This is a genomic window from Nocardia alba NBRC 108234, assembly GCF_001612665.1.
Lineage (GTDB): Bacteria > Actinomycetota > Actinomycetes > Mycobacteriales > Mycobacteriaceae > Nocardia > Nocardia alba.
In genome coordinates, this window is record NZ_BDAX01000012.1 from 136512 (window position 1) to 158280 (window position 21769).

At 67.8% G+C, this 21769-nt stretch carries 22 protein-coding genes and 1 pseudogene; 10 read left to right on the plus strand and 13 right to left on the minus strand.

Features of this window, described 5'->3' with window-relative positions:
* Nucleotides 1-2: 2 nt before the first annotated feature.
* From NA12_RS14655 to napA, 4 genes are all read right to left on the minus strand, one after another.
* A complete protein-coding gene (locus tag NA12_RS14655) occupies nucleotides 3-1145 on the minus strand; it encodes a glutamate--cysteine ligase (protein ID WP_067450179.1) in 1143 nt (380 codons plus the stop codon).
* 13 nt (nucleotides 1146-1158) lie between these two features.
* Nucleotides 1159-1854: a superoxide dismutase[Cu-Zn] gene (gene sodC / locus NA12_RS14660; protein ID WP_067450182.1), complete on the minus strand. Its 696-nt coding sequence runs from the start codon at nucleotides 1852-1854 to the stop codon at nucleotides 1159-1161.
* Between the two features lie 89 nt (nucleotides 1855-1943).
* On the minus strand, nucleotides 1944-2504 hold the full coding sequence (locus tag NA12_RS14665; protein WP_067450185.1) for a LytR C-terminal domain-containing protein: 561 nt from the start codon (nucleotides 2502-2504) through the stop codon (nucleotides 1944-1946).
* Between the two features lie 42 nt (nucleotides 2505-2546).
* Entirely contained in the window at nucleotides 2547-2861 is a 315-nt protein-coding gene (gene napA, locus NA12_RS14670; protein ID WP_067450188.1) for a nucleoid-associated protein NapA, read from the minus strand.
* A 171-nt stretch (nucleotides 2862-3032) separates the two neighbouring features.
* Between napA and NA12_RS14675 the strand changes: the two genes are divergently transcribed.
* The 9 genes and pseudogenes from NA12_RS14675 (at nucleotide 3033) to NA12_RS14715 (ending at nucleotide 13595) form a co-directional block, all read left to right on the plus strand.
* Nucleotides 3033-3620 carry a peptide deformylase gene (locus tag NA12_RS14675; RefSeq protein WP_067450495.1) on the plus strand — a complete coding sequence of 196 codons (588 nt, stop codon included), beginning with the start codon at nucleotides 3033-3035 and terminating at the stop codon, nucleotides 3618-3620.
* 69 nt (nucleotides 3621-3689) lie between these two features.
* Nucleotides 3690-4640 (plus strand): N-acetylglutamate synthase, CG3035 family, encoded by a 951-nt coding sequence (locus NA12_RS14680; protein WP_067450191.1) that lies wholly within the window; start codon nucleotides 3690-3692, stop codon nucleotides 4638-4640.
* A 28-nt stretch (nucleotides 4641-4668) separates the two neighbouring features.
* Entirely contained in the window at nucleotides 4669-5478 is an 810-nt protein-coding gene (locus NA12_RS14685) for an exodeoxyribonuclease III (RefSeq protein WP_067450194.1), read from the plus strand.
* Nucleotides 5479-5550: 72 nt separating this feature from the next.
* Nucleotides 5551-6752, plus strand: a pseudogene (locus NA12_RS14690) (homogentisate 1,2-dioxygenase).
* Entirely contained in the window at nucleotides 6749-7963 is a 1215-nt protein-coding gene (gene fahA / locus NA12_RS14695) for a fumarylacetoacetase (protein ID WP_243654760.1), read from the plus strand. Before NA12_RS14690 ends, fahA begins: the two are co-directional and overlap by 4 nt.
* A 148-nt stretch (nucleotides 7964-8111) precedes the next feature.
* Nucleotides 8112-10373 (plus strand): MMPL family transporter, encoded by a 2262-nt coding sequence (locus tag NA12_RS14700; RefSeq protein WP_067450197.1) that lies wholly within the window; start codon nucleotides 8112-8114, stop codon nucleotides 10371-10373.
* 307 nt (nucleotides 10374-10680) lie between these two features.
* Entirely contained in the window at nucleotides 10681-12324 is a 1644-nt protein-coding gene (thiC, locus tag NA12_RS14705) for a phosphomethylpyrimidine synthase ThiC (protein WP_067450200.1), read from the plus strand.
* A gap of 154 nt (nucleotides 12325-12478) precedes the next feature.
* Nucleotides 12479-12673, plus strand: a complete 195-nt coding sequence (locus tag NA12_RS14710) for a hypothetical protein (protein ID WP_067450203.1) — start codon at nucleotides 12479-12481, stop codon at nucleotides 12671-12673.
* Between the two features lie 127 nt (nucleotides 12674-12800).
* Complete coding sequence (locus NA12_RS14715; protein WP_067450206.1) at nucleotides 12801-13595, plus strand: thioesterase family protein; 795 nt, start codon at nucleotides 12801-12803, stop codon at nucleotides 13593-13595.
* On the opposite strand, the gene NA12_RS14720 is transcribed toward NA12_RS14715, so the two are convergent.
* The 9 genes from NA12_RS14720 to NA12_RS14760 all read right to left on the minus strand — a co-directional run bounded on the left by NA12_RS14720 (nucleotide 13596) and on the right by NA12_RS14760 (nucleotide 20513).
* A complete protein-coding gene (locus NA12_RS14720; protein WP_067450209.1) occupies nucleotides 13596-14102 on the minus strand; it encodes an SRPBCC family protein in 507 nt (168 codons plus the stop codon).
* A gap of 16 nt (nucleotides 14103-14118) precedes the next feature.
* Entirely contained in the window at nucleotides 14119-14448 is a 330-nt protein-coding gene (locus tag NA12_RS14725) for an ArsR/SmtB family transcription factor (RefSeq protein WP_067450212.1), read from the minus strand.
* Nucleotides 14438-14869, minus strand: coding sequence for an SRPBCC domain-containing protein (locus NA12_RS14730; protein WP_067450215.1), 432 nt, complete (start codon nucleotides 14867-14869; stop codon nucleotides 14438-14440). Before NA12_RS14730 ends, NA12_RS14725 begins: the two co-directional genes overlap by 11 nt.
* 76 nt (nucleotides 14870-14945) lie before the next feature.
* Complete coding sequence (locus NA12_RS14735; RefSeq protein ID WP_207905562.1) at nucleotides 14946-16466, minus strand: MFS transporter; 1521 nt, start codon at nucleotides 16464-16466, stop codon at nucleotides 14946-14948.
* A 191-nt stretch (nucleotides 16467-16657) separates the two neighbouring features.
* Entirely contained in the window at nucleotides 16658-17653 is a 996-nt protein-coding gene (locus NA12_RS14740; protein ID WP_067450218.1) for an ABC transporter substrate-binding protein, read from the minus strand.
* A 32-nt stretch (nucleotides 17654-17685) separates the two neighbouring features.
* Entirely contained in the window at nucleotides 17686-18441 is a 756-nt protein-coding gene (locus tag NA12_RS14745; RefSeq protein ID WP_132369706.1) for an ABC transporter ATP-binding protein, read from the minus strand.
* Nucleotides 18442-18532: 91 nt separating this feature from the next.
* On the minus strand, nucleotides 18533-19339 hold the full coding sequence (locus NA12_RS14750; RefSeq protein ID WP_067450221.1) for an ABC transporter permease: 807 nt from the start codon (nucleotides 19337-19339) through the stop codon (nucleotides 18533-18535).
* A gap of 45 nt (nucleotides 19340-19384) precedes the next feature.
* Complete coding sequence (locus NA12_RS14755) at nucleotides 19385-19807, minus strand: VOC family protein (protein WP_067450223.1); 423 nt, start codon at nucleotides 19805-19807, stop codon at nucleotides 19385-19387.
* Between the two features lie 58 nt (nucleotides 19808-19865).
* Nucleotides 19866-20513: a TetR/AcrR family transcriptional regulator gene (locus NA12_RS14760; protein ID WP_067450226.1), complete on the minus strand. Its 648-nt coding sequence runs from the start codon at nucleotides 20511-20513 to the stop codon at nucleotides 19866-19868.
* Nucleotides 20514-20602: 89 nt separating this feature from the next.
* On the opposite strand from NA12_RS14760, the gene NA12_RS14765 reads away from it, so the two are divergent.
* Nucleotides 20603-21739, plus strand: a complete 1137-nt coding sequence (locus tag NA12_RS14765) for an epoxide hydrolase family protein (RefSeq protein WP_067450229.1) — start codon at nucleotides 20603-20605, stop codon at nucleotides 21737-21739.
* Nucleotides 21740-21769: the final 30 nt, after the last annotated feature.

Here is a 21769-nt window from a genome sequence, read left to right on the forward strand (position 1 = left end):
CGCTACTGATCCAGCTCGCGTACCAGCGCGTCGACGACCGCCACCATATCGCCCTGTGTCTGCGCGGCGACACGGCGTTGTCGCTGGTAGGAGGCACCGTGCCGGGGAATATCCGCCACCGCGGCCAACTCGTCGGCACAGCCGAGGCGCTTCGCGGTCGGCTCGAGCCGGGTGAGCAGATCCATCAGATCGTCGGTGACCAATCGCTCATTGCTGGCGTCGTCGACGATCACGATCGCGTCGAGCCCGTAGCGCGCGGCGCGCCATTTGTTCTCTTGCACATGCCATGGCGGCAACGTCGGCAGTTCCTCGCCGTTCTCGAGCCGCTGATCCAGGTCGACGATCAGGCAGTGGATCAGCGCGGCCACCGAGGCCAGTTCGGCGCGGCTGGACAGCCCGTCGCACACGCGTACCTCGATGGTGCCCCACTTGGGCGCGGGCCGGATGTCCCAGTGCATGCCGCCGAGTTGTTCGAACACACCGGTTTTCATCTGATCGTGCGCGAAACCCTCGAACTGGCGCCAGTTCTCGAACTGGAACGGCAGGCCCGCGGTCGGCAACTGCTGGAACATCAGCGCCCGGTTGCTGGCGTAGCCGGTGTCGTCGCCGGACCACATCGGCGAGGACGCCGACAGCGCGAGCAGATGCGGATACGACAGCAGCAGCGAGTTCAGGATCGGAAAGACCTTGTCCCGGTGCGACACTCCCACGTGCACGTGGACACCCCAGATGAGCATCTGACGGCCCCACCACTGGGTGCGTTCGATCAGTTCGTCGTAATGCGGTGAGCGCGTGAGCTGTTGGGCCGACCACGCCGCGAACGGGTGGGTGCCCGCGCAGAACAGGTCGACCCCGAGCGGATCGGCCGCGCGCCGCACCGCGTTCATGGTGCCGTGCAGATCCTCGACCGCGCCACCGACCGTGTCGTGCACGCCGGTAACCAGTTCGACCGTGTTGCGCAGCAACTCCTTGGTGACCTGCTGGGTGCCGTCGTGGGCGCGCAGATCACCGACGGCGTCGAAGACCGCGGAGGCGGTATTGGACAGGTCGCGCGTCACCTTGTCGACGAGCGCGATCTCCCACTCGATGCCGATGGTCGGCCGGGGCGAACCAGGAAACGGAACCGGCTGGAATGCCCCGGCCATGGGATGTGTCTCGCTAACCGACGACGCCGCACGCCACCCGGGCGCCCGCGTCGCCGGTGTTCAGCGTGGTCTCGTCCGGTCCGGTGCCACCCTCACGCGTGTAGCGCGACGGGATGTTGCCGAAGTTGTCGGCACCGGCGTGGATGATCAGCGCCTTGCCCTTGACGTTGTCGAGGGTGACCGTGTCGGTCCGGGTGACCAGCTTCGCGGTGCCGTCGGCGTTGACCTGCAGCGAGGTGAGGTCACCGCTGGCCGGGTGCGCGGTGGCACCGCCGACCTGCAGATGTCCACCGGCCGAGGCGAAGTCGCCCTCGCAGGTGCCGTTCTGGTGGAAGTGCAGCCCGTGGAAGCCCGGCGTCAGACCGCGCGCCTCGACGGTGACGACCAGGTGGTTACCCTCCTGGACGACGGTCGCGGTGCCCACCTCGGCGCCCGCGCCGTTCTTGAGCGAGGTCTTCAGACCGCCCGCCACGCCACCGTGGTCGTCGCCGTGGCCGGGGGCCGCGGACTGCGACGACGCGGCGTGACCGCCACCGTGGCCGCCGCTTTCGCCCGCGGGTGCGGGTGAGCTGGTCCACACCGGCGGCGTGGTGCCCTTGACGTCACTCGACTCCTGGCTGTTGGTGCAGGCAACGAGCCCGAACGCGGCGACCGCGAGCACCGGGGTCACAATGCGCCAGGACGGGCGACGAGTTGTCGACGTGGCCATCAGGGGACTCCTTATCGGACTGGGGCTATACCGCTCAAGATGATGCCACAGCGGCGACACGACCTACGGCACCGCGTGCCGCGCCTGGTTCAGCGACCGGTCAGCACGACAACGACACCCGGCGAGGTGTCGCCCGACTTGGGCACGACCGTTCCGCCGACCTGCTCGGCGATCTCGGTGGCGGCGGCCTTGTCGCGCGCGCCGCCGCCGTAGTACACGGTGGTGGTGGTCAGGTTCTCGCCGTTGTAGTTGCCGGTGCTCACGTTGGTCCAGCCCGCGGTGGTCAGTTCGCTCGCGGTGCGCGCGGCCAGGCCGACCACCAGGCTGTTGTTCAGCACCCGCACCGAGACAGTCTGATCCGTGCCGCCCGTCGCGGGTGTCGTGGCGGAGGTCGTAGGCGCCACCGACGTCGTGGTGGTGGTTGTGGTCGGGGCGGCGGCCACGCTGGTGGTCTTCGGCGCGGGTGTGGTGGCGGGCGCCTGCGCGACCGCGCTGGAGGTGGTGGTCTCCGGTTCCGCGTCGGCGGCCACGGCGTCGGAGTTCGACAGCGACATCGCACCCAGACCTGCGAAGACAATGGCCAGCGCGATCAACACCATCGCCAGCGCGCGCAACGGCGGGCCGCCGGGAGTCGGGTTCGGGTTGCTCACCCGCCCAACCCTAGACCCAAACGAGAGTGTGTGGCCGTCATGTCAGACCTGGAAACCGAGTTTGCGGGCGGCACGCGACTTCTGCCTGCTCGCTCGTAGTCGGCGCAGCCGCTTGACCAGCATCGGATCGGCGGCCAGCGCCGCGTCGGAGTCGACGATGGCGTTGAGGACCTGGTAGTACCTGGTGGCCGACATGGCGAACAGTTCACGGATCGCGTCTTCCTTGGCGCCGGCGTATTTCCACCATTTGCGCTCGAAGTCCAGGATGTCGAGTTCGCGACGACTCAGACCGGCGCTCTCGTCGGCGGCCGAATCCTGTTCGCCCGCCGCGATGTGCTGAGCTGCTGCGCCGTCCATCTTGCTCCCTCGCCGAGTATCACGAGATGGGTAGATACCGCCGTCATTCAACCACGGCTCGGCCCGATCCCTCGACCCATGTCACGGTGTGTTGACTGAAGGCCAGTAGGGTGGCGCGGCCCACAGGGGTCCGCCGATCGCCCGCCCACGCCAGCGGCGATAATGGCGAGCATGGCAATTCTCCCGATCGTGATCGTCGGTGACCCCGTTCTCCACAACCCCACCGCGAAGGTGACGGAGACCCCCGCGGAGCTGGCCGAGCTCATCGCGGATATGTACGACACTCTCGCCGAGTCCAAGGGTGTCGGCCTGGCCGCCAATCAGGTCGGCGTCGGCAAGCGGCTCTTCGTCTACGACTGCCCGGACTTCGACGCCACCGGCAACCCTCTGCGCCGCAAGGGCGTGGTGGTGAACCCGGTGCTGGAGACCTCGGAGATCCCCGAGACCATGCCCGACCCCGATGACGACGAGGAAGGCTGCCTGTCGGTCCCCGGCGAGCAGTTCCCGACCGGTCGCGCGGACTGGGCCAAGGTCACCGGGACCGACGCGGACGGCGAGCCCGTGGAACTGGAGGGCACCGGCTTCTTCGCGCGCATGCTCCAGCACGAGGTGGGCCACCTCGACGGCTTCCTCTACGTCGACGTGCTGATCGGCCGCAATGCCCGCGCCGCCAAGAAGGCGATCAAGCGAAACGGCTGGGGCACACCAGGTCTGAGCTGGATCCCGGGCACCGTTCCCGATCCCTTCGGTCATGACTGAGAGATGGCGGCCTGCGCCGCGGTTCTCGTCGCACCCTCCGGTCGGTCCAGATCGAGGCGGCCGAGAACAATGATCCCCCTGGGTCGCCGGGTGGTGATGCGATATCAGCTGCCTGCGGGTTATCCCCAGCCGCTCACCGATGTGATCGGCGAACTGGTCTCGATGACGCCGCCGTCGGTGCGGACCGCGGAGGGCGAGCTGGTCTCGGTGGCCGCTGATCGCGTTGTCGCGTTGAAAGCGCTGGGGCCCAGGCCCATTCGGACCAAGGAGATCCGTTCACTGGAGACCGCGGCGGCCATGGCCTGGCCGGGCAGCGCGCATCTGTGGATCGACGGCTGGCTGGCGCGAGCGGGCAACGGCTACACCGGGCGCGCGAATTCGGCTGTGCCGCTGGGTGAGTCGGGTATGCCCGCGGTGTTGTCGATCGACACCATGCGCAAGATCGCGGACTGGTACACCAGTCAGGAGCTGCCGCTGCTGCTGCAACTGCCCGACCGGCTCGCCCCCGTCCCGCCGACCTGGAACACCTGGAACGAGACCGTGGTACTCGGTCTCGACATCGCGAATTTCGTGCTGCCGCAAGGACCGTCGATGGTACGCATCGCCGACGAACCGGAGCAGGGCTGGCTGCGGACACACCGCTACCGCGGCGAGATACCCGTCGACCCGGCAGTGCGCGAACCGGACCGGGCAGTGCTCACCTCGGTGCTTGACGGTGTGCTCGGCTTCGCCTCGCTCGGCCTGCCCGAGCCCCTTTCCATCGGCCGGGGCGCGGTGACCACCGCCTCGGACGGCCGACGCTGGATCGGGCTCACCTGCGTGGCCGTGGCGGCCGCGCACCGCCGTAACGGACTCGGCGCGCTGCTGTGCGCCGAACTGATCCGGTGGGGTGCCGAACAGGGCGCGACCCACGCGTACGTCCAGGTGGCGGTGGGCAACTCCGGCGCCATCGCCCTCTACCGCGAACTCGGCTTCATCGAACACCACGCCTACCGCTACGCCGCCCCCCAAAGCCAGTAACACAGCTCCCGAGAGGACCAGCGCGCTCGTGCGTCTCGCCACCTGGAACGTCAACTCGATCCGCTCCCGCGTCGATCGGGCGGTCGCCTTTCTGGACCGCCACGATATCGATGTGCTGGCCCTACAGGAGACCAAGTGCCGTGACGATCAGTTCCCGTTCGAGCAGTTCGAGGCCGCGGGATACGAGGTGGCGCACGTGGGCCTCAATCAGTGGAACGGCGTCGCGATCGTTTCCCGGGTCGGGCTCACCGAGGTGGAACTCGCGTTCCCCGATCAGCCGGGCTTCGACAAGGACGCGGGCGATTCGCTGATCGAATCGCCGGTGGTCGAGGCGCGCGCGATCGGCGCGACCTGCGGCGGGGTGCGGGTGTGGAGCCTCTACGTCCCCAACGGGCGCGCGCTCGCCGACCCGCACTACACCTACAAACTGAACTGGCTCTCGACCCTGCGCGCGCAGGCGGCCGGCTGGCTGACCGAGGACCCGGACGCGAAGATCGCACTGGTCGGCGACTGGAATATCGCCCCCACCGACGACGACGTGTGGGCGCCGGAACTGTTCGTCGGCAAGACCCACACCTCCGCGCCCGAACGCGAGGCGTTTCAGTCGATGCTCGATCTCGGTTTCCGCGACGTGCTGCGCCCGTTCGCCCCCGGTCCCGGCGTCTACACCTACTGGGACTACACCCAGCTGCGTTTCCCCCGTAAAGAGGGCATGCGCATCGACTTCATCCTCGCCTCGCCCACTCTCGCCGACCAGATCAAGGACGCCTCGGTGGACCGTGAGGAGCGCAAGGGCAAGGGCGCCAGCGACCACGCGCCGGTGATCGCCGAATTCTGACGGCACCGCGCGCGTTCTCGGATACGTTGGAGGCGGAAGTTCCAGCCTGCAACGTAGCGGGAGGTGCGTTTCGTGTCGTTCTATCGTCAGGTAGGCGCGGTGCCGCCGAAGCGGCATACCCAGCATCGGGATGAGCGCGGCAACCTCTATTACGAAGAGCTGATGGGCGAGGAGGGGTTCGCCGGGACTCCTCACTGCTGTATCACCGCGCGCTGCCGCCCGCGATCGTCGACTCGGCGGTCTGGAATCTGCCCGACCAGACATTGACACCGAACCATCCGCTGCGCCATCGGCATCTGCGGCTACCGCTGCTGTTTCCCGGCGATACCGCGACGACGACCGACCCGGTGACCGGACGCAGGTTGCTGCTGGCCAATGCCGATGTGCGGATCTCGTATGTGGTCGCCAAGGGCGCGTCCCCGCTGTACCGCAATGCCATCGGCGACGAACTGGTCTATGTGGAATCCGGTGCGGCCGTGGTGGAGAGCGTGTTCGGGGTGGTGCCGGTCCGGCAGGGCGATCAGGTACTCATGCCACGGGCGACAACGCATCGCTGGTTGCCGACCGGCGATGCACCGTTGCGCGCGTATGTGATCGAGGCATCGAGCCATATCACCCCGCCCAAACGCTATCTCTCGAAATTCGGTCAGCTACTGGAGAATTCGCCGTACTGCGAGCGAGATCTGCACGGGCCGCTCGAAATCCCGCTCGTCGAGGACACCGAGGTGGAGGTACTGGTCAAACATCGGGCGGGAAACGAGGTGATCGGCACCAGGATGGTCTACGCGACGCATCCGTTCGATGTGGTCGGCTGGGACGGTTGCCTGTATCCGTACACGTTCAATATCGCCGATTTCGAACCGATCACCGGCCGCGTTCATCAGCCGCCGCCGGCGCATCAGGCCTTCGAGGCCACTAATTTCGTCATCTGCAATTTCGTACCGCGCAAGGTCGACTATCACCCGCTGTCGATTCCGGTGCCGTACTACCACTCGAATGTGGATTCCGACGAGATCATGTTCTATTGCGGCGGAAACTACGAGGCGCGCAAGGGTTCCGGGATCGCCCACGGTTCGGTCTCGGTGCATCCGGGCGGTTACGCGCACGGCCCACAACCCGGCGCTTACGAACGCAGCATCGGGGTGGAGTACTTCGACGAACTGGCGGTGATGGTGGATACCTTCCGACCGCTGCAACTCGGCGAAGGGGCGCTGGCCTGCGAAGATCCCGCCTACGCGTGGACCTGGTCCGGTCGTGGACCGGGGCTCGCATGAGCGAACGCGGCGGGCAGCCGATGACCGGCACGGGGGTTTCGCGGGTCGAGATACCGGCCGACTCGCTGTTCGGGCCGGAGAATATGCCCTACGGCGTTTTCGCACCCCCCGACGGCGACTTCCGGGTCGGTTGCCGACTGGGCGACATGGTGCTCGATGTGGCCGCGCTACTGGGCGATCCGGTCTTCGCGCGCCCCGAGCTGAACGGTTTTCTCGCGCAGGGTCACGAACGCTGGCGTGAAGTCCGCGAGCGGTTGCGCGCACTCGCCGATACAGCGCTGCCGACCGATGCCGTGTATCCCGTCGCCACGGTGCGGATGGCGCTGCCGGTGCGGATCGGCGATTACGTCGATTTCTACGCCAGCATCGACCACGCCACCAATCTCGGCCGGCTCTTGCGCCCGGACAGCGCACCGCTGCTGCCGAATTGGCGGCACCTGCCCGTGGGCTACCACGGCCGGGCGGGCACCGTCGTCGTGTCGGACACCCCGGTTATCCGGCCGCGCGGACAACGGCGAACAGCCTCCGGCACACCTGATTTCGGTCCATCGCAGCGGCTGGACATCGAGGCCGAACTCGGCTTCGTCGTCGGTTGCGGCTCCCCGCTCGGCGTGCCGGTCACCGTCGACGCGTTCACCGAGCATGTCTTCGGCGTCGCCTTGGTCAACGACTGGTCGGCCCGCGATATCCAAGCCTGGGAGTACCAGCCGCTCGGCCCGTTCCTGGGTAAATCGTTCACCACGTCCCTCTCGGCCTGGATCACCCCGCTGGCCGCGCTGACGCGGGCCCGGGTGCCGCTGCCGACCCAGCACCCCCAACCTCTCCCGTACCTGCGCGGCACCGAGGACTTCGGCCTCGATATCGACCTGGCCGTCTCCTGGAACGGTGACGTCGTCGCGCACCCGCCCTACGCGCGCATGTACTGGTCACCCGCCCAGATGCTGGCCCACCTCACCGCCAACGGCGCCTCGATCCGGCCCGGCGACCTCTACGCCTCCGGCACGATCTCGGGCCCCGGACCGTCCCAACGCGGCTCGTTCATCGAATTATCCTGGGGTGGAACACAACCCGTCATGGTGAACGATCAGACCCGCACCTTCCTGGCCGACGGCGACGAGGTGACGATCACCGCCACCGCGCCGGGCACCGAGGGCAGGCGAATCGGCCTCGGCGAGGTCGGTGGCGCAATCCTGCCCGCACGCGACACGTGAGGCGCCGCTAGCGGTTATGGGCCCGTCTCCGCGTCCACCCAGGGGCGGAGATGGTACTGGACCCACCTCCACCCCGAGGCGGTATCGGAAAGAATTCGGCGCGGGATACGGTGACGGTTCGAACGTTTCCGAGCAGAGGGCACCGACGATGTTGACGAGAATCGCCCGCACCGCCGTTGCCCGACCACGATGGGTGGTCGCGGTCACACTGGTGCTGATGGTGTTGTGCGGCGCGATCGGCGCCACCGTGCACTCGCACATGAAATCCGGTGGATTCGTCACCGAAGATCTCGATTCGGTGCAGGCCAGCCAGTACCTGAGCGAACACTTCCCCGGCAGTGAGCCCAACTACGTCCTGACGGTCACCGCCGAGGGCGTCGCCGATTCCCCCGCCGCGCGGGCCGCCGCCGACCGCGCGCTCGCCGTCCTCGGATCGCATCCCGACATCGTCAGCGGCGTCCAGTCGTACTGGACCGCGCGCCCCGACCTCAAGCAGGCGATGCTCAGCAAGGACCGCACGCACGCGCTCATCCTGGCCAGCATCGAAGGCGACGACGCCGAATTGCCCGTTCGGGCCGCCCAGTTGAGCGAGGAACTCCAGGTGGAGAGCGGTCCGGTCACCGTCAGGGCCGGTGGGCTCGCCGCCTCGTTCGCCGATATCAACACCCAGATCAGCAAGGATCTGATCATCGCCGAGGCGATCGCGATCCCGATCACCGGCCTGCTGCTGGCGCTGGTGTTCGGCAGTCTCATGGCCGCCGCGCTGCCCATCGCGCTCGGGCTGTTCGCCATCGCGGCGTCCCTGGGCATTCTGCGCGTGCTGACCTCGCTCACCGACGTGTCGATCTTCGCACTCAACATGACCACGGCGCTCGGCCTGGCGTTGGCGATCGACTACAGCCTGTTCATCGTGAGCCGCTATCGCGAGGAGCTCACGAACGGCGCTACCCCGGCCGCGGCGGTGATCCGCGCGATCCAGACCGCCGGTCGTACGGTCGTGTACTCGGCGCTGGTCGTCGCGCTCTCGCTGTCGGCACTGCTGGTCTTCCCGCAGTACTTCTTCAAGTCGTTCGCCTACGCGGGTATCGCCGTGGTCGCCGCCGCGGCCGCCGCCGCCGTGATCGTGCTGCCCGCCCTGCTCATCCTGGTCGGCGACCGCATCGACGCAGGCGACCTGCGCGCCCCCGTCCGCCGACTGTTCCGGCTGGCCCCGAGGGCGGACAAGCAACCGCGTGAGACCTTCTGGTACGGCCTCGTCGTCTGGGTGATGAAGCGCCCGTTGTCGATCGCGCTGGCCACCACCGCGTTCCTGCTGCTGCTCGGCTCGCCGTTCCTCGGCGTCCAGTTCGGCTACCCCGACGACCGATCGCTGCCCACCGGCGTCGCCAGTCGCGAAGTGGGCGACATCCTGCGCACCGAGTTCGATGCCGACATGGCCTCGAGCGCGACCATCGTCCTCCCCGAATTCCGGGGCAGCACAGCCGAACTCGATGCCTACGCCCGCGACCTGTCCAAGGTGGCCGATGTACCGGCCGTGCTCAGCAGCGCGGCGGTGTACCGCAACGGGATGCGGGTGGCCGCCGGCGTGCCCGAGATGACCGACCCGCAGCACGGCGCCTACCTGTCGGTGGCCACCTCGCTGGACCCCTACTCCGACGCGGGCGGCGACCAACTCGACACCGTGCGCGCCGTTCCCGCGCCGTCGAAGGCTCTGATCACCGGCCCCGCCGCGCTGAACCAGGACTCGGTCAACGCCATCACCGGCAAACTGCCGCTGGCGGGCGCGCTGATCGCGCTCACCACACTGGTACTGCTGTTCCTGTTCACCGGCAGCGTGGTGCTGCCGGTGAAGGCCTTGATCCTCAATATCCTGTCGCTGGCGGCGACGTTCGGCGCGATGGTGTGGATCTTCCAGGAAGGCCACCTGTCCGGGCTGCTCGGCTTCACCTCCACCGGCACCCTCAACCTGGCCATGCCCATCCTCATGTTCAGCCTGGCCTTCGGCGCGTCCATGGACTACGAGGTCTTCCTGCTGTCGCGGATCCGCGAGGAATGGCTGGCCGGACCGAAGACCACCGAGGGCAATACCGAGGCCGTCGCGATGGGCGTGGCCCGCACCGGGCGCATCTTTACCGCCGCCGCGCTGCTGATGAGCATCGTGTTCCTCGGCGTCGCCAGCTCCGGGGTGTCGATGATGAAACTGTTCGGCCTCGGCTGCGCGCTGGCGGTGATCAGCGACGCGACCGTCATCCGTGGCCTGCTGGCCCCCGCCCTCATGCGCATGATGGGCGTCTGGAACTGGTGGGCGCCGAAACCCCTGGTGAAACTGCACAACCGATTCGGCCTGCACGAAGCCGAGGAAACACCGGCACCGACCCCGGGAATCCTGGAAAAGAGCGCATCGGCCTAACAGCCACCCGAGGCAACGAATACACTCCACACTCGTCACGCCCTCCCCGACCTCGAGAAGGGGCCGCCGACGAAGTCGGCGGTCGCGGCCGTCCCGCCGATGGGAGGCCGATGCGTAGGCGACGAAGGAGCAAGCAACGGCCTCCCATCGGCGGGACACCAGGGGCCGCGACCTCGAGCGCGCCAGCGCTCCAACAAACACGGGGGCTCGCACCAGCGGGCTGAGAGGACGGCTAGCCCATATCGGGCGCTCAGGGCCGTCGACCGTTGAACCTGACCGGGTAATGCCGGCGTAGGGAGGAAATATCGTGGGTTCGAACGCGTCTTCTGACAGGACGGTCGACACCGTCACCACCGGTCCGATCCAGGGCAGCGTCAAGCACTACCAGCAGGTAGACGGCTTGCGCATCCCGGTTCGCCGGATCAACCTCACCAACGGCGATCACTTCGATGTGTTCGACACCTCGGGTCCGTACACCGACGACAACGCGGTGATCGACCTCGAAGCCGGGCTGCCGAAACTGCGCGACGAATGGGACCGCCCCACCGTCGACGGCCCACCGACCCAGCTCGCCTGGGCTCGCCAGGGCATCATCACCCCCGAGATGCGGTTCATCGCCGCCCGCGAGGGCGTCTCGGCCGAACTGGTGCGCGAGGAGGTAGCGCTCGGTCGCGCGGTGATCCCGGCCAACCACAACCACCCGGAGCTGGAGCCGACCATCATCGGCAAGAAGTTCCTGGTCAAGATCAATGCCAATATCGGCAATTCGGCGGTGTCGTCGTCGATCGCCGAAGAGGTGGAGAAGATGGTGTGGGCCGCGCGCTGGGGCGCCGACACCATCATGGACCTGTCCACCGGCAAGAACATCCACGAGACGCGCGAGTGGATTCTGCGCAACTCCCCCGTCCCGATCGGCACCGTTCCGATCTATCAGGCGCTGGAGAAGGTGAACGGTGATCCCACCAAGCTCACCTGGGAGATGTACCGCGACACCGTGATCGAGCAGTGTGAGCAGGGCGTCGACTACATGACCGTGCACGCGGGTGTGCTGTTGCGCTACATCCCGCTCACCGCCGGGCGCGTCACCGGCATCGTCTCGCGCGGTGGATCCATCATGGCCGCCTGGTGTCTGGCCCATCACCAGGAATCGTTCCTGTACACGCACTTCCGGGAACTGTGCGAGATCCTGGCGCGCTACGACGTCACCTTCTCCCTCGGTGACGGCCTGCGCCCCGGCTCCATCGCCGACGCCAACGACGAAGCTCAGTTCGCCGAACTGCGCACCCTCGGCGAACTCACCAAGATCGCGAAATCCTATGGCGTGCAGGTGATGATCGAAGGCCCCGGCCACGTGCCGATGCACAAGATCGTCGAGAACGTGCGGCTGGAGGAAGAGCTGTGCGAGGAGGCGCCGTTCTACACCCTCGGCCCGCTGGCCACCGATATCGCGCCCGCCTATGACCACATCACCTCGGCCATCGGCGCCGCGATCATCGCCCAGGCCGGCACCGCGATGCTCTGTTACGTCACCCCCAAGGAGCACCTGGGCCTGCCCAACCGCGACGACGTCAAGGTCGGCGTGATCACCTACAAGATCGCCGCCCACGCCGCCGACCTCGCCAAGGGCCACCCGCACGCCCAGGACCGCGACAACGAATTGTCCAAGGCCCGTTTCGAATTCCGCTGGCACGACCAGTTCGCGCTCTCGCTGGATCCCGACACCGCCCGCGAGTACCACGACGAGACCATGCCCGCAGAACCCGCCAAGACCGCGCACTTCTGCTCCATGTGCGGTCCGAAGTTCTGCTCGATGCGCATCTCGGCCGATGTGCGCGAGTACGCGCAGCGGCAGGGGCTCACCGATGTGGCGGCCATCGAGGCGGGCATGGCCGAGAAGTCCGCCGAGTTCGCCGACCAGGGCGGCAAGGTGTACCTCCCGGTCGTCTCCTGACCCGCACCACCATCGTCGACGCCCGTCCGGTCACCGTGATCGGGCGGGCGTCGTGGCGCGTGCACCCTGAATTCGGGGCTTTCGCGCACCGTGGCGATCGGTAACGATGGCGATCGTGTCGACCTACCGGCACGCCCAGCACTGAGGTGAATCAATGAAGCGCATCGTCGCAGGAGCCCTCGCGGCCGCCGCCCTGTCCATCGCCGCACCGCTCGGCACCGCCGCGGCCGCGTCCGTGCCGGTCGCCGACTCCGGTTCGTCGTCCATCGGGTGCACCTCGGATACCAGTCCGTGCGCCCTGCGTCCGCTGTTCGACCTGTTCACAGCCATCACCACGGGCAGCGCCTAGACCCGACCCGCGCGCGAGCGAGCTCCGTGGTGGGTCGCGCCGATCGGCGGATTCACCCGGGAGCGCGGCCGCCGACGACGAGCACCGCGGCTGTGCCCGGATCGTCGCGCGGGGTAACGTCGGCTGGGTGGCCGATGCCTTCTACCGCCGAGACCCCGCGGACCCCAACCGGTACCTCTCGACCGAGCTGACCCGGGGGCCGTGGTCGCCGGACGCCCAGCACGCCGGACCACCGTCCGCTCTGCTCGGGCATGTGATCGAGCGTTGCGAGCCCCGGCCGGGATTCCAGGTGGGACGAGTCGCCGTCGAGATTCTCGGGCCGGTACCGCTGGCTCCGCTCACCGCGCAGGCGAAGGTGGTGCGCTCGGGGCGCAGTGTCGAACTGATCGAGGCGACCCTGTCGTCGGAGCGCGGGCCGGTGATGCAGGCCAACGCGTGGCGGCTCAAGCTCGCCGAGCCCGCCCTCGATCTGCCGACGGAGTTCGTGCCGACCGGTACCAGGCCGCTGCCCGCGGCGGCCGAGCCGGAGCGGTTTCCCTCCGATCAGGCGATCGGTTTTCACACCGGTATCGAATACCGTTTCAGCGCAGGCTCTTTCGCCGCGCCGGGCCCTGCGGTCTGCTGGATCCGGTTGAAGTACCCGATCGTCGCGGGCACCACCCCGAGCCCGCTGGAACGCACGCTGGCCGCCGCCGACTCGGGCAATGGGGTCAGCTCGGTCCTCGACTGGTCGAAATACCTGTTCATCAATACCGACCTCATCGTCACCCTGCATCGCCAGCCCGTCGGCGAGTGGGTGTGCCTGGACGCGATCACCCACCCACAGCCACACGGCATCGGTCTCGCCGAATCCGCGCTGTTCGACGAGACCGGGCCGATCGGGCGCAGCACCCAGACGCTGCTCATCGCGCCGCGGGGCTGATCAGGGACGCGGCTTCACCAAATCGGCGTTGCCGTGCTTGCGCAACTCCGACTCCCCGGTGCTCGTGCGCCGGAACGGATCGCCTTCGCCGGTGGTGAGCAGGCCGCGCAGGCTGCTGGTGATGTAGGCGCCCCAGGCGTTGGCGCACACCTCGTAGCATTCTCCGGCGGGGACCAAACCCGCATGGGTGAAACGGATTTCGGTGCCTTCGGCGTTCTCGGTGAGCTCGAAGACGACGTCGGTGTCCTCCCACTCGGTGGTGTCGGCGATGAACGACAGGTGCGAGTCGGTGACGTGCCAGACCAGGCGCTCGCCGGGGATCGATTCGGTGGTGGTCATGGTGCAGCGGTGCAGGCCGGGGACCTCGAAGAGGTAGCTGTCGCCGACCGTGCCGGTGCTGCCCTCGATGGTCTCCGACCACCAGGCCCATACATTGTTGATAGCCGCGAAAGCCTCGTCGGGTGTCTTCGCGACGGTGATGGTGGCGGTGAAGTCGTTGTCGCTCATCGCTTTTCCTTTCGGCTCAGCAGTCGAGATGGCGGCGGAGCGCGTCGAGTGGGCCGTCCCAGTCACGGGACAGGGCGGCCAGGAATTGTTGTGCCACTTGCATCGGGGCGGAGTCGAGGCGGTAGCGCACCCGCCGCCGCTCCCCCGGTTCCGCGATCACCAGGCCCGCCTCCGCGAGCAGGGCGAGGTGTTTCGCGATCGCCTGCCGGGTGATGGGCAGACGATCGGCGAGGTCGGTCGCGGTGGCCGGGCCGTGCGCGGCGAGTTCGGCCAGTACCGACCGCCTGCTCGGATCGGCCAGCGCGACGAAGACTCGTTCGGCGGTGGCCTCCAGCTCAGGCCGCATCGAGGTACTCGGCGAGCTCGCCCAGCTCGCTCTTCCAGCCGCCGATATTGCCTTCGAACGCTGCCTTGTGCGCGTCATCGGGCAACTGGGCGAAGCCGGTCTCGGTGACGGTCAGCCGGGTGCCGTCGCCGACCGCCTCGAGGCTGAACTCGACATAGGTGCGGCGCGGATCGTCATCGGGCAGTCCATTGATCCCCCAGGTGTATCCGAACACCGACGGCTCCTCTACCCGCTCCACCCGCATGTTCGCGATATGCCCCTCCACCCAGGTCATCTGCGCCGCACCGCCCGGCCGCAGGTCGATGGTGGCGGTATTGCCGAACCAGCTACCCAGCCCCTCGGCCGTCGTGATCGCCGCCCACACCTTCGTCGGCGGATGGGCGAGTTCCACAGTTCGCACGATCTGATCAGGGAATCCCATGATGTCTCCTTCGTCAGTAGCAACCGATTGGTTGCTACTGACTTTATGGCAACCAATTGGTTGCGTCAAGGGTGGCTCAGTGCCCGCCGGTGACGCGGAAGCCCTTCGGAACGAGCCAGACCGTTCCCACAGCCACTACCGCGACGACTACAGCCGAGATGTAGGACGTGGTGGTGAGGGCGACGTCGAAGGCGTGGCTCGAAGCCTGGGTGAGCTGGTCGCGGGCGGGTTCGGGGAGATCGGCGGCCACCTCGGCCGCCCCGCCGATCGAGCCGCTCGCCTGGTCCACCCGGTCGGCGGGGACAGGCAGATCCGTCATGTGCTGACTGAAGATCCTGGCGTGCAGACTGCCGAGCAGAGCCACGCCGAAACCGACACCGACCTCGTAATTGGTCTCCTCCACCGCGCCCGCCTGACCGGCCCGGTCCGCGGGCACGGCGCCGACCAGCACCGCCGCCGCCGCGGTCACGGCCATACCGTCACCGAGACCGAACGACACCAGCACCAGCGCGACCACCGGATAGGTGGTGGGTTCCGGACTCACCGCCAACAGCAGAAAGCCCAGCGCCACCGCGCCGAGGCCGAAACCGAGCACCGCGCGGACACCGAACTTCTCCATCAGCAACGGGGTGAGCAGGGAGGCGGTGAGCAGTGTGAGCGCGGCGGGCAACATCCGGATGCCCGCCTGCGACGGGCTGTAACCGTGGACGTATTGCAGCCACAGCGAGATCAGGAACATCGCCGCGCCGATCGCCATCATGGCCAGCAAGGTCGCGAGCGCCGCCGCGGTGAACGCGCCGTTGCGGAACAGGCGCACATCCAGCAGCGGGTCGGCGGCAGTGAGCTGACGCCGGGTGAACCAGGCCAGCGCGGCGATGCCGACGCACAGAATCACCCAGTCCACCTCGCTCGCTTCACCTTTCGCGAGATGCTTGATGCCCCACGCCAGACAGACGATGCCCGCCACCGACAGTGCCGCCGCGAACCAGTCCAGCCCACCCGCCTGCGGCGCCCGATATTCCGGCAACACCCACAGCCCCACCGCCACGGTCACGAGCACCACCGGCACGTTGAGCCAGAACGCCGACGCCCACCCGTAGTGCTCGACGAGGAACCCGCCGACGATCGGCCCGACCGTCGCGCCGACGCCCGCGACCGCCGCCCAGATCCCGATGGCCATGGTGCGTTCGCGCACATCGGAGAAGATGGTGCGGATCAGCGACAGCGTCGAGGGCATCACCATCGCACCGCCGACCCCGAGCAGCACCCGACCACCGATCAGCTGCGCCGCGCTGTCCGCGGTGGCGGCGACCACCGAGGCGATGCCGAACAGCACGAAACCGCTGATGAACAACAGCTTTCGCCCCACCCGATCACCGAGCGCACCGGTGGTGATGAGCAGCCCACCGAGCACGAGCCCGTAGATATCGATGATCCACAACTGCTCGAGCGGCCCCACCTGCAAATCCTCGATCAGCGATGGCAACGCCACGTTGAGAATCGTGGCGTCCATCGCCACCAGCAACAGGCTGGCGCACAACACCCCGAGCATCATCCAGCGCACCGACCCGTACGCTCCCGCGCTGTCTTCCACCACGCCGCCTCACCGCCGATTCTGGTCGCGACCGGTATTCGGGTGCCCGGCATCCGATCCGCCGCTCAACCTACCGAGTCGGCGACAGTTCCCCCGGGAGCCCGACCGTGCGGTCGGCGAATTGTGGGCGCACCACGCAAGACGGCGCCCACGATCCAGACGGATCGAGGGCGCCGTGGTCTGGCGGGCGTGGACTACTGCTTGTCGAAGCGGGTGTCCACGAAGGACTTGAAGTCGACTTTGCCGGGGATGGCCTTGGCCTTGGTGAAGGCGTCGGCGATTTCCTGTTCGGAGGCGATGACCTGGTCGGAGAGCTTGATCGGTTGCTTGATCGAGCGGGTCCAGGTGGTGCGGGAGGCGTCGACGCTGATCTGGGTCAATTCGGCGTACTTGGTCGACCAGGCGTCGAGGTTGTCCGAGGACCACTTGGTGGCCGCGGCGTAGCGCTGGAAGAAGTCGGCGAGGGCGGCGGACTTGCCCGCGTCGGCGACGGTCTTGTTGCCCGCCACCCAGAAGTTGTAGCCGTTGGCGGCCTGGTCGGCGGTGGCGATCGACTTGGCGCCGATCTCCTTCTCGGCGATGGCGGTGTAGGGGTCCCAGGTGGCCCAGGCTTCGACGTCACCGCGGGTGAGCGCGGTGTAGCCGTCGGCGGGGCTGAGGTAGACCGGCTCGACATCGCTGAGCGACAGGCCCGCCTTCTGCAGTTGCAGCAGCAGATTCGCGTTGGCCGAACTGCCCTTGTAGACGGCGACCTTCTTGCCCTTGAGCCCCGCGACGGTACCGACCGTGGAGTCCTTGCCGACCAGGATCGCGTCACCCTTGCCGGTGGCCGACAGCGCCCCGACGATCTTGACGTCGGCATCGGCGGCCGCGCCGAAGATCACCGGGGTATTGCCGGTTTGGGCGATGTCGATGCCGCCCGCGCTCGCCGCCTCGACCAGCGGCAGACCGGCGGTGAAGGTGGAGAATTCGATCTTGTAGGGCAGGTTCTCCAGCTGTCCCGATGCCTTCAACAGCACCTCGATCGAAATCGCCTTCTGATCACCGACTTTCAGCGTGACGGTGCTGAGGTCGACCGGCCCCGAGGGCGCGGCCTCGGTCGTCGCGTCGTCGCCGCAGGCGCTCAGCGCGAGCGTGGCGACGACAGCGAGGGCGAGGCCCGACAGGCGGGACATCGAAGTGCGTTTCACAGGAACAACTTTCGTGCGGTGGTGCGGAGGATTCAGTGCACGCCGAGCAGCGCGAGCAGGTGCGTCGCGTACTCGGCGACTTCCGGCGCGGCGGCGGTGCGTGGGCGGGGCAGTTCGATGGGGACGTCGGCGGCGATGCGACCGTCGTCGAGAACGAGAACGCGGTCGGCCAGGGTGATCGCCTCCAGCACGTCGTGGGTCACCAGCAGTACGCCGAACTCGCGCTGGGCGTGCAGGCGCAGGAGCAGCTCGTGCATCGTCAGCCGGGTCAGCGCGTCGAGAGCGCCGAACGGCTCGTCGAGCAGCAGCAGCGTCGGCTCGGCCACCAATGCCCGTGCCAGCGCGGCACGTTGGGCCTCTCCGCCCGAGAGCGTGAGCGGCCACGCATCCGCGCGTTCGGCCAGCCCGACCTCGGCGAGCAGGTCACGGGCGGCGCGCTCGTCGGCGCGTCGGTTGCGCGGCTTCGGTCGGCCGAGGGCGACATTGCGCACCACCGGCTGCCACGGGATCAACCGAGGTTCCTGGAAGACGATCGTCGGCCTGCCTTCGACGGAAACCTCACCGCGAGTGGCGGTATCGAGTGCGCCGAGGATTCGCAGCAGCGTGGACTTGCCGGAGCCACTGCGACCGACCAGCGCGACGATCTCGCCCGCGCCGATCTCGAGATCCATCCCGTCGAGCACGGTTCGTTCACCGAATCGCCTGCTGAGAGCGGTGATTCGCGCGGCGGCCACGCGGGCCGATCGAGCGGAGATGGGGGTGACGGTCGTGGCGGCGGCAGCGGTCATGATGGGAACCTCGCGATCGAACGGCGGCGGGTAGCGGGCCTGCCCACTCGCAAGACGGGGTGGGTCCTCGAGTCGGCGGATGCAGCGGACATCAGTGGCGCACCGCCGGGCGCCAGCGCAGGGCGCGGCGTTCGAGCAGGCGCACGATCGAGTCGGTGAGCAGGCCGAGCAGGCTGTAGACCACCAGGCCGAACACCACGATGTCGGTACGCAGGAATTCGCGAGCGTTGTTGACGACGAAGCCGAGTCCCGCACTGGCATTGATCTGTTCGGCCACGATGAGCGAGAGCCAGGCGATGCCCAGACTCTGGCGCGCGCCGACCAGGATCTGCGGCAGGGCGCCGGGAAGCACGAGCAGGCGCAGCCGTTCGACGAGTCCGAGGTGCAGGGCACTGCCGAGTTCGAGCAGTTTCGGGTCGAGCTGACGGATGCCGGCGAAGGTATTGAGGTACAGCGGGAAGAACACGCCGAGCGCGATCAGGTAGACCTTGGGTTCCTCGCCGATGCCGAACCAGATGATGAACAGCGGGATCAGGCCGAACAGCGGGATGGTGCGGATCATCTGCAGCGGCGGGTCCACCGCGTACTCACCGATCTTGCTCAGCCCCGCGAGCACGCCGAGCACCAGCGCGAGCACCGCGCCGAGCGCGAAGCCGTACAGCGCGCGCTGACCGGACACCAGCAGGGCCTCGGTGAGCTGGCCGGATCGGTAGGTTTCCAGCCCCGCGTCCAGCACCGCCGACGGCGCGGGCAGTTTCTTGGCCGGGATCGCGCCGCTGGCGCTGGCGAGCTGCCAGATGATCAGGACCGCGATCGGCGAGAGCGCGCGCAGCAACCCCGGGCGACGGTACAGCGGAATCCGTCGCTCGCCGGTTTCAGTGGGCCTCTCCAACAGCATGCGAGCATGGTGCCCGCCCGAAGCGGTAGACCGACAGGGTTCGAATCAGCTCGAGGATTTGTCGGCTCGACTGGAGATCTGCTGCACCGCCCAGCTATTCCCATCGGGATCACTGAAGAAGACGAAGCCGACGTTGTCGAGCCGATGCGGAACCGGCCGCGGATTCTCCCCGAGCTCCCGCACCTCACTGACCTCCACCCCGCGCGCCACCAGCTCCGCGTGCGCCCGCTCGATATCAGCGACCACGAGTTGCAGACCCTTCACCGAGCCCGGCACCATCTCCGGCACCGCACCCTTCCCGATCACGATCGAGCAGCCCGACCCCGGTGGAGTGAGTTGCACGATCCGCACGTCCTCGGAGATCACCGTGTCGTGATCGACGGCGAACCCGAGCTGCCGCGCATAGAAATCCTTGGCCCGATCGATATCGGAAACCGGCACGATCACAACTTCCAGCGTCCAGTCCACTCCACGCCTCCGCGCTCGAGTTCAGGTGAAACCCCGAGTCTGCCACTCCCTCCACCCGTCACCCCTTCCGCTCCCATCGCCACGCGAATTCCCCCGAAACCGGACGAGGCCCCGGCAACTCCCCACCGCAGGCGAGCCCATCCACCATCAAAGCCAACACCCGTCGCCGCAATTCGGCGGTGCGCACCGGGTCAGGCATCGTGATCGCCGAACAAGCCTCGAGAATCAACCCCACATCGAGCGCATCCACATCAGCCCGAAGACGACCGCTCGCGTGAGCGCGCCGGACCAGCTCCGCACCGACCTCACCCGAGTGCACGACATCGGGCAGCATCGACTCGTCGGGCGTGAACGTGCCGGCCAAGCGCACGGTGAGCGAGTGCACGTCGGCCTCGACGACCCGTTCCAGGAACCCGACGAACCCGTGCCAGCCGTCCGGATCCGCCAGCGCCACATCAGCTTCCGCGTTGAAGCGCCGTAGCCCTTGGTGGCAGAGGGTGCGCAGCAGCACCTCCTTGCTCGGATAGCGCCGGTAGAGCGCGCTGATCCCGACGCCCGCTCGTTCGGCGACGGCGGCGATCGGCGCGTTCGGATCGTCGAGGAACACCCCGCGGGCGGCGTCGAGGATCAGTCCGTCGTTGCGCGCGGCCTGTGCCTTGCGGCCGGGCAAGCGGGGCTGATCTGCGGTTTCGGTCTGGTGTGCCATGAATATCAGCCTACCACTTGAAACGGAATGTTCCGTTCTGCTACGTTTGAAACAGAACGAAACATTCCGTTTCAATAAGAGGAGTCGACATGGCCACCATCACCCCGTTCCGGATCGACGTCGCACAGGCCCGCCTCGACGATCTCGCCGACCGGCTGCGCGGCGCCCTGTACCCCGACGAGCTGCCCGGCGTCGGCGATGCCTACGGCGTCCCGGCCGGTCGCGTCCGCGCTCTCGCCGAGTACTGGCTCGAAGAGTTCGATTGGCGCGCAGTGGAATCCGAGCTCAACGCCTACCCGCAGTTCACCACCGAGATCGAGGGCGAGGACATCCACTTCCTGCACATCCGCTCCTCGCGCCCCGACGCGACCCCGGTGATCCTCACCCACGGCTGGCCCGGTTCGATCCTGGAATACCTCGACGTGATCGCGCCGCTCACCGAGCCGGAATCGGCCGATGCGCCCGCGTTCCACCTGGTCATCCCGTCGCTGCCCGGTTTCGGCTTCTCCGGCCCCACCCGCAGCACCGGCTGGAACCGCTACCGCACCGCCCGCGCGTGGGCCGAGCTGATGACGCGCCTGGGCTACCGGCGCTACGGCGCCATCGGCAACGACGGCGGCTCGATGGTCTCTCCCGAGATCGGCCGGATCGCACCCGACAACGTGATCGGCGTGCACGTCACCCAGCTGTTCTCCTTCCCGTCCGGCGACCCGGCCGAATTCGAGGGTCTCTCCGAGGCGGATATGGCCGCGCTGCAACATCTTCAGTGGTTCCACGAGAACAAGATGGCCTTCAACACCCTGCACAGCCAGCAGCCGCAGACCCTGGCCTACGCGCTCGCCGATTCCCCGGTGGGTCTGCTCGGCTGGAACGCGCAGCTGTTCGGCGAGTCGCTCGACGCGCAGTTCGTGATCGCGAATGTGGCGCTGTACTGGCTCACCGGCACGGCGGGCTCGTCGCTGCGCTTCTACTACGAGGACGCGCACGCAGGCGAGCAGCCGAGCGAGCCGACCGCCGTGCCGACCGGGCTGGCCATGTTCGCCGGCGATTTCCAGTCGATCCGCCGCTTCGCCGAGCGCGACCACAGCAAGATCGTGAGCTGGAATTCCTACGACACCAGCGCGGGCACGGGCGGCGCGAACGACGCGGCCGGGCACTACGCCGCGCACGAGGCGCCCGACGTGCTGGTCGGCGACATCCGCGAGTTCTTCGCCGGGCTCGCCTGAGTCGCCTCGGTGCCGCGGCCCACGCTCCCC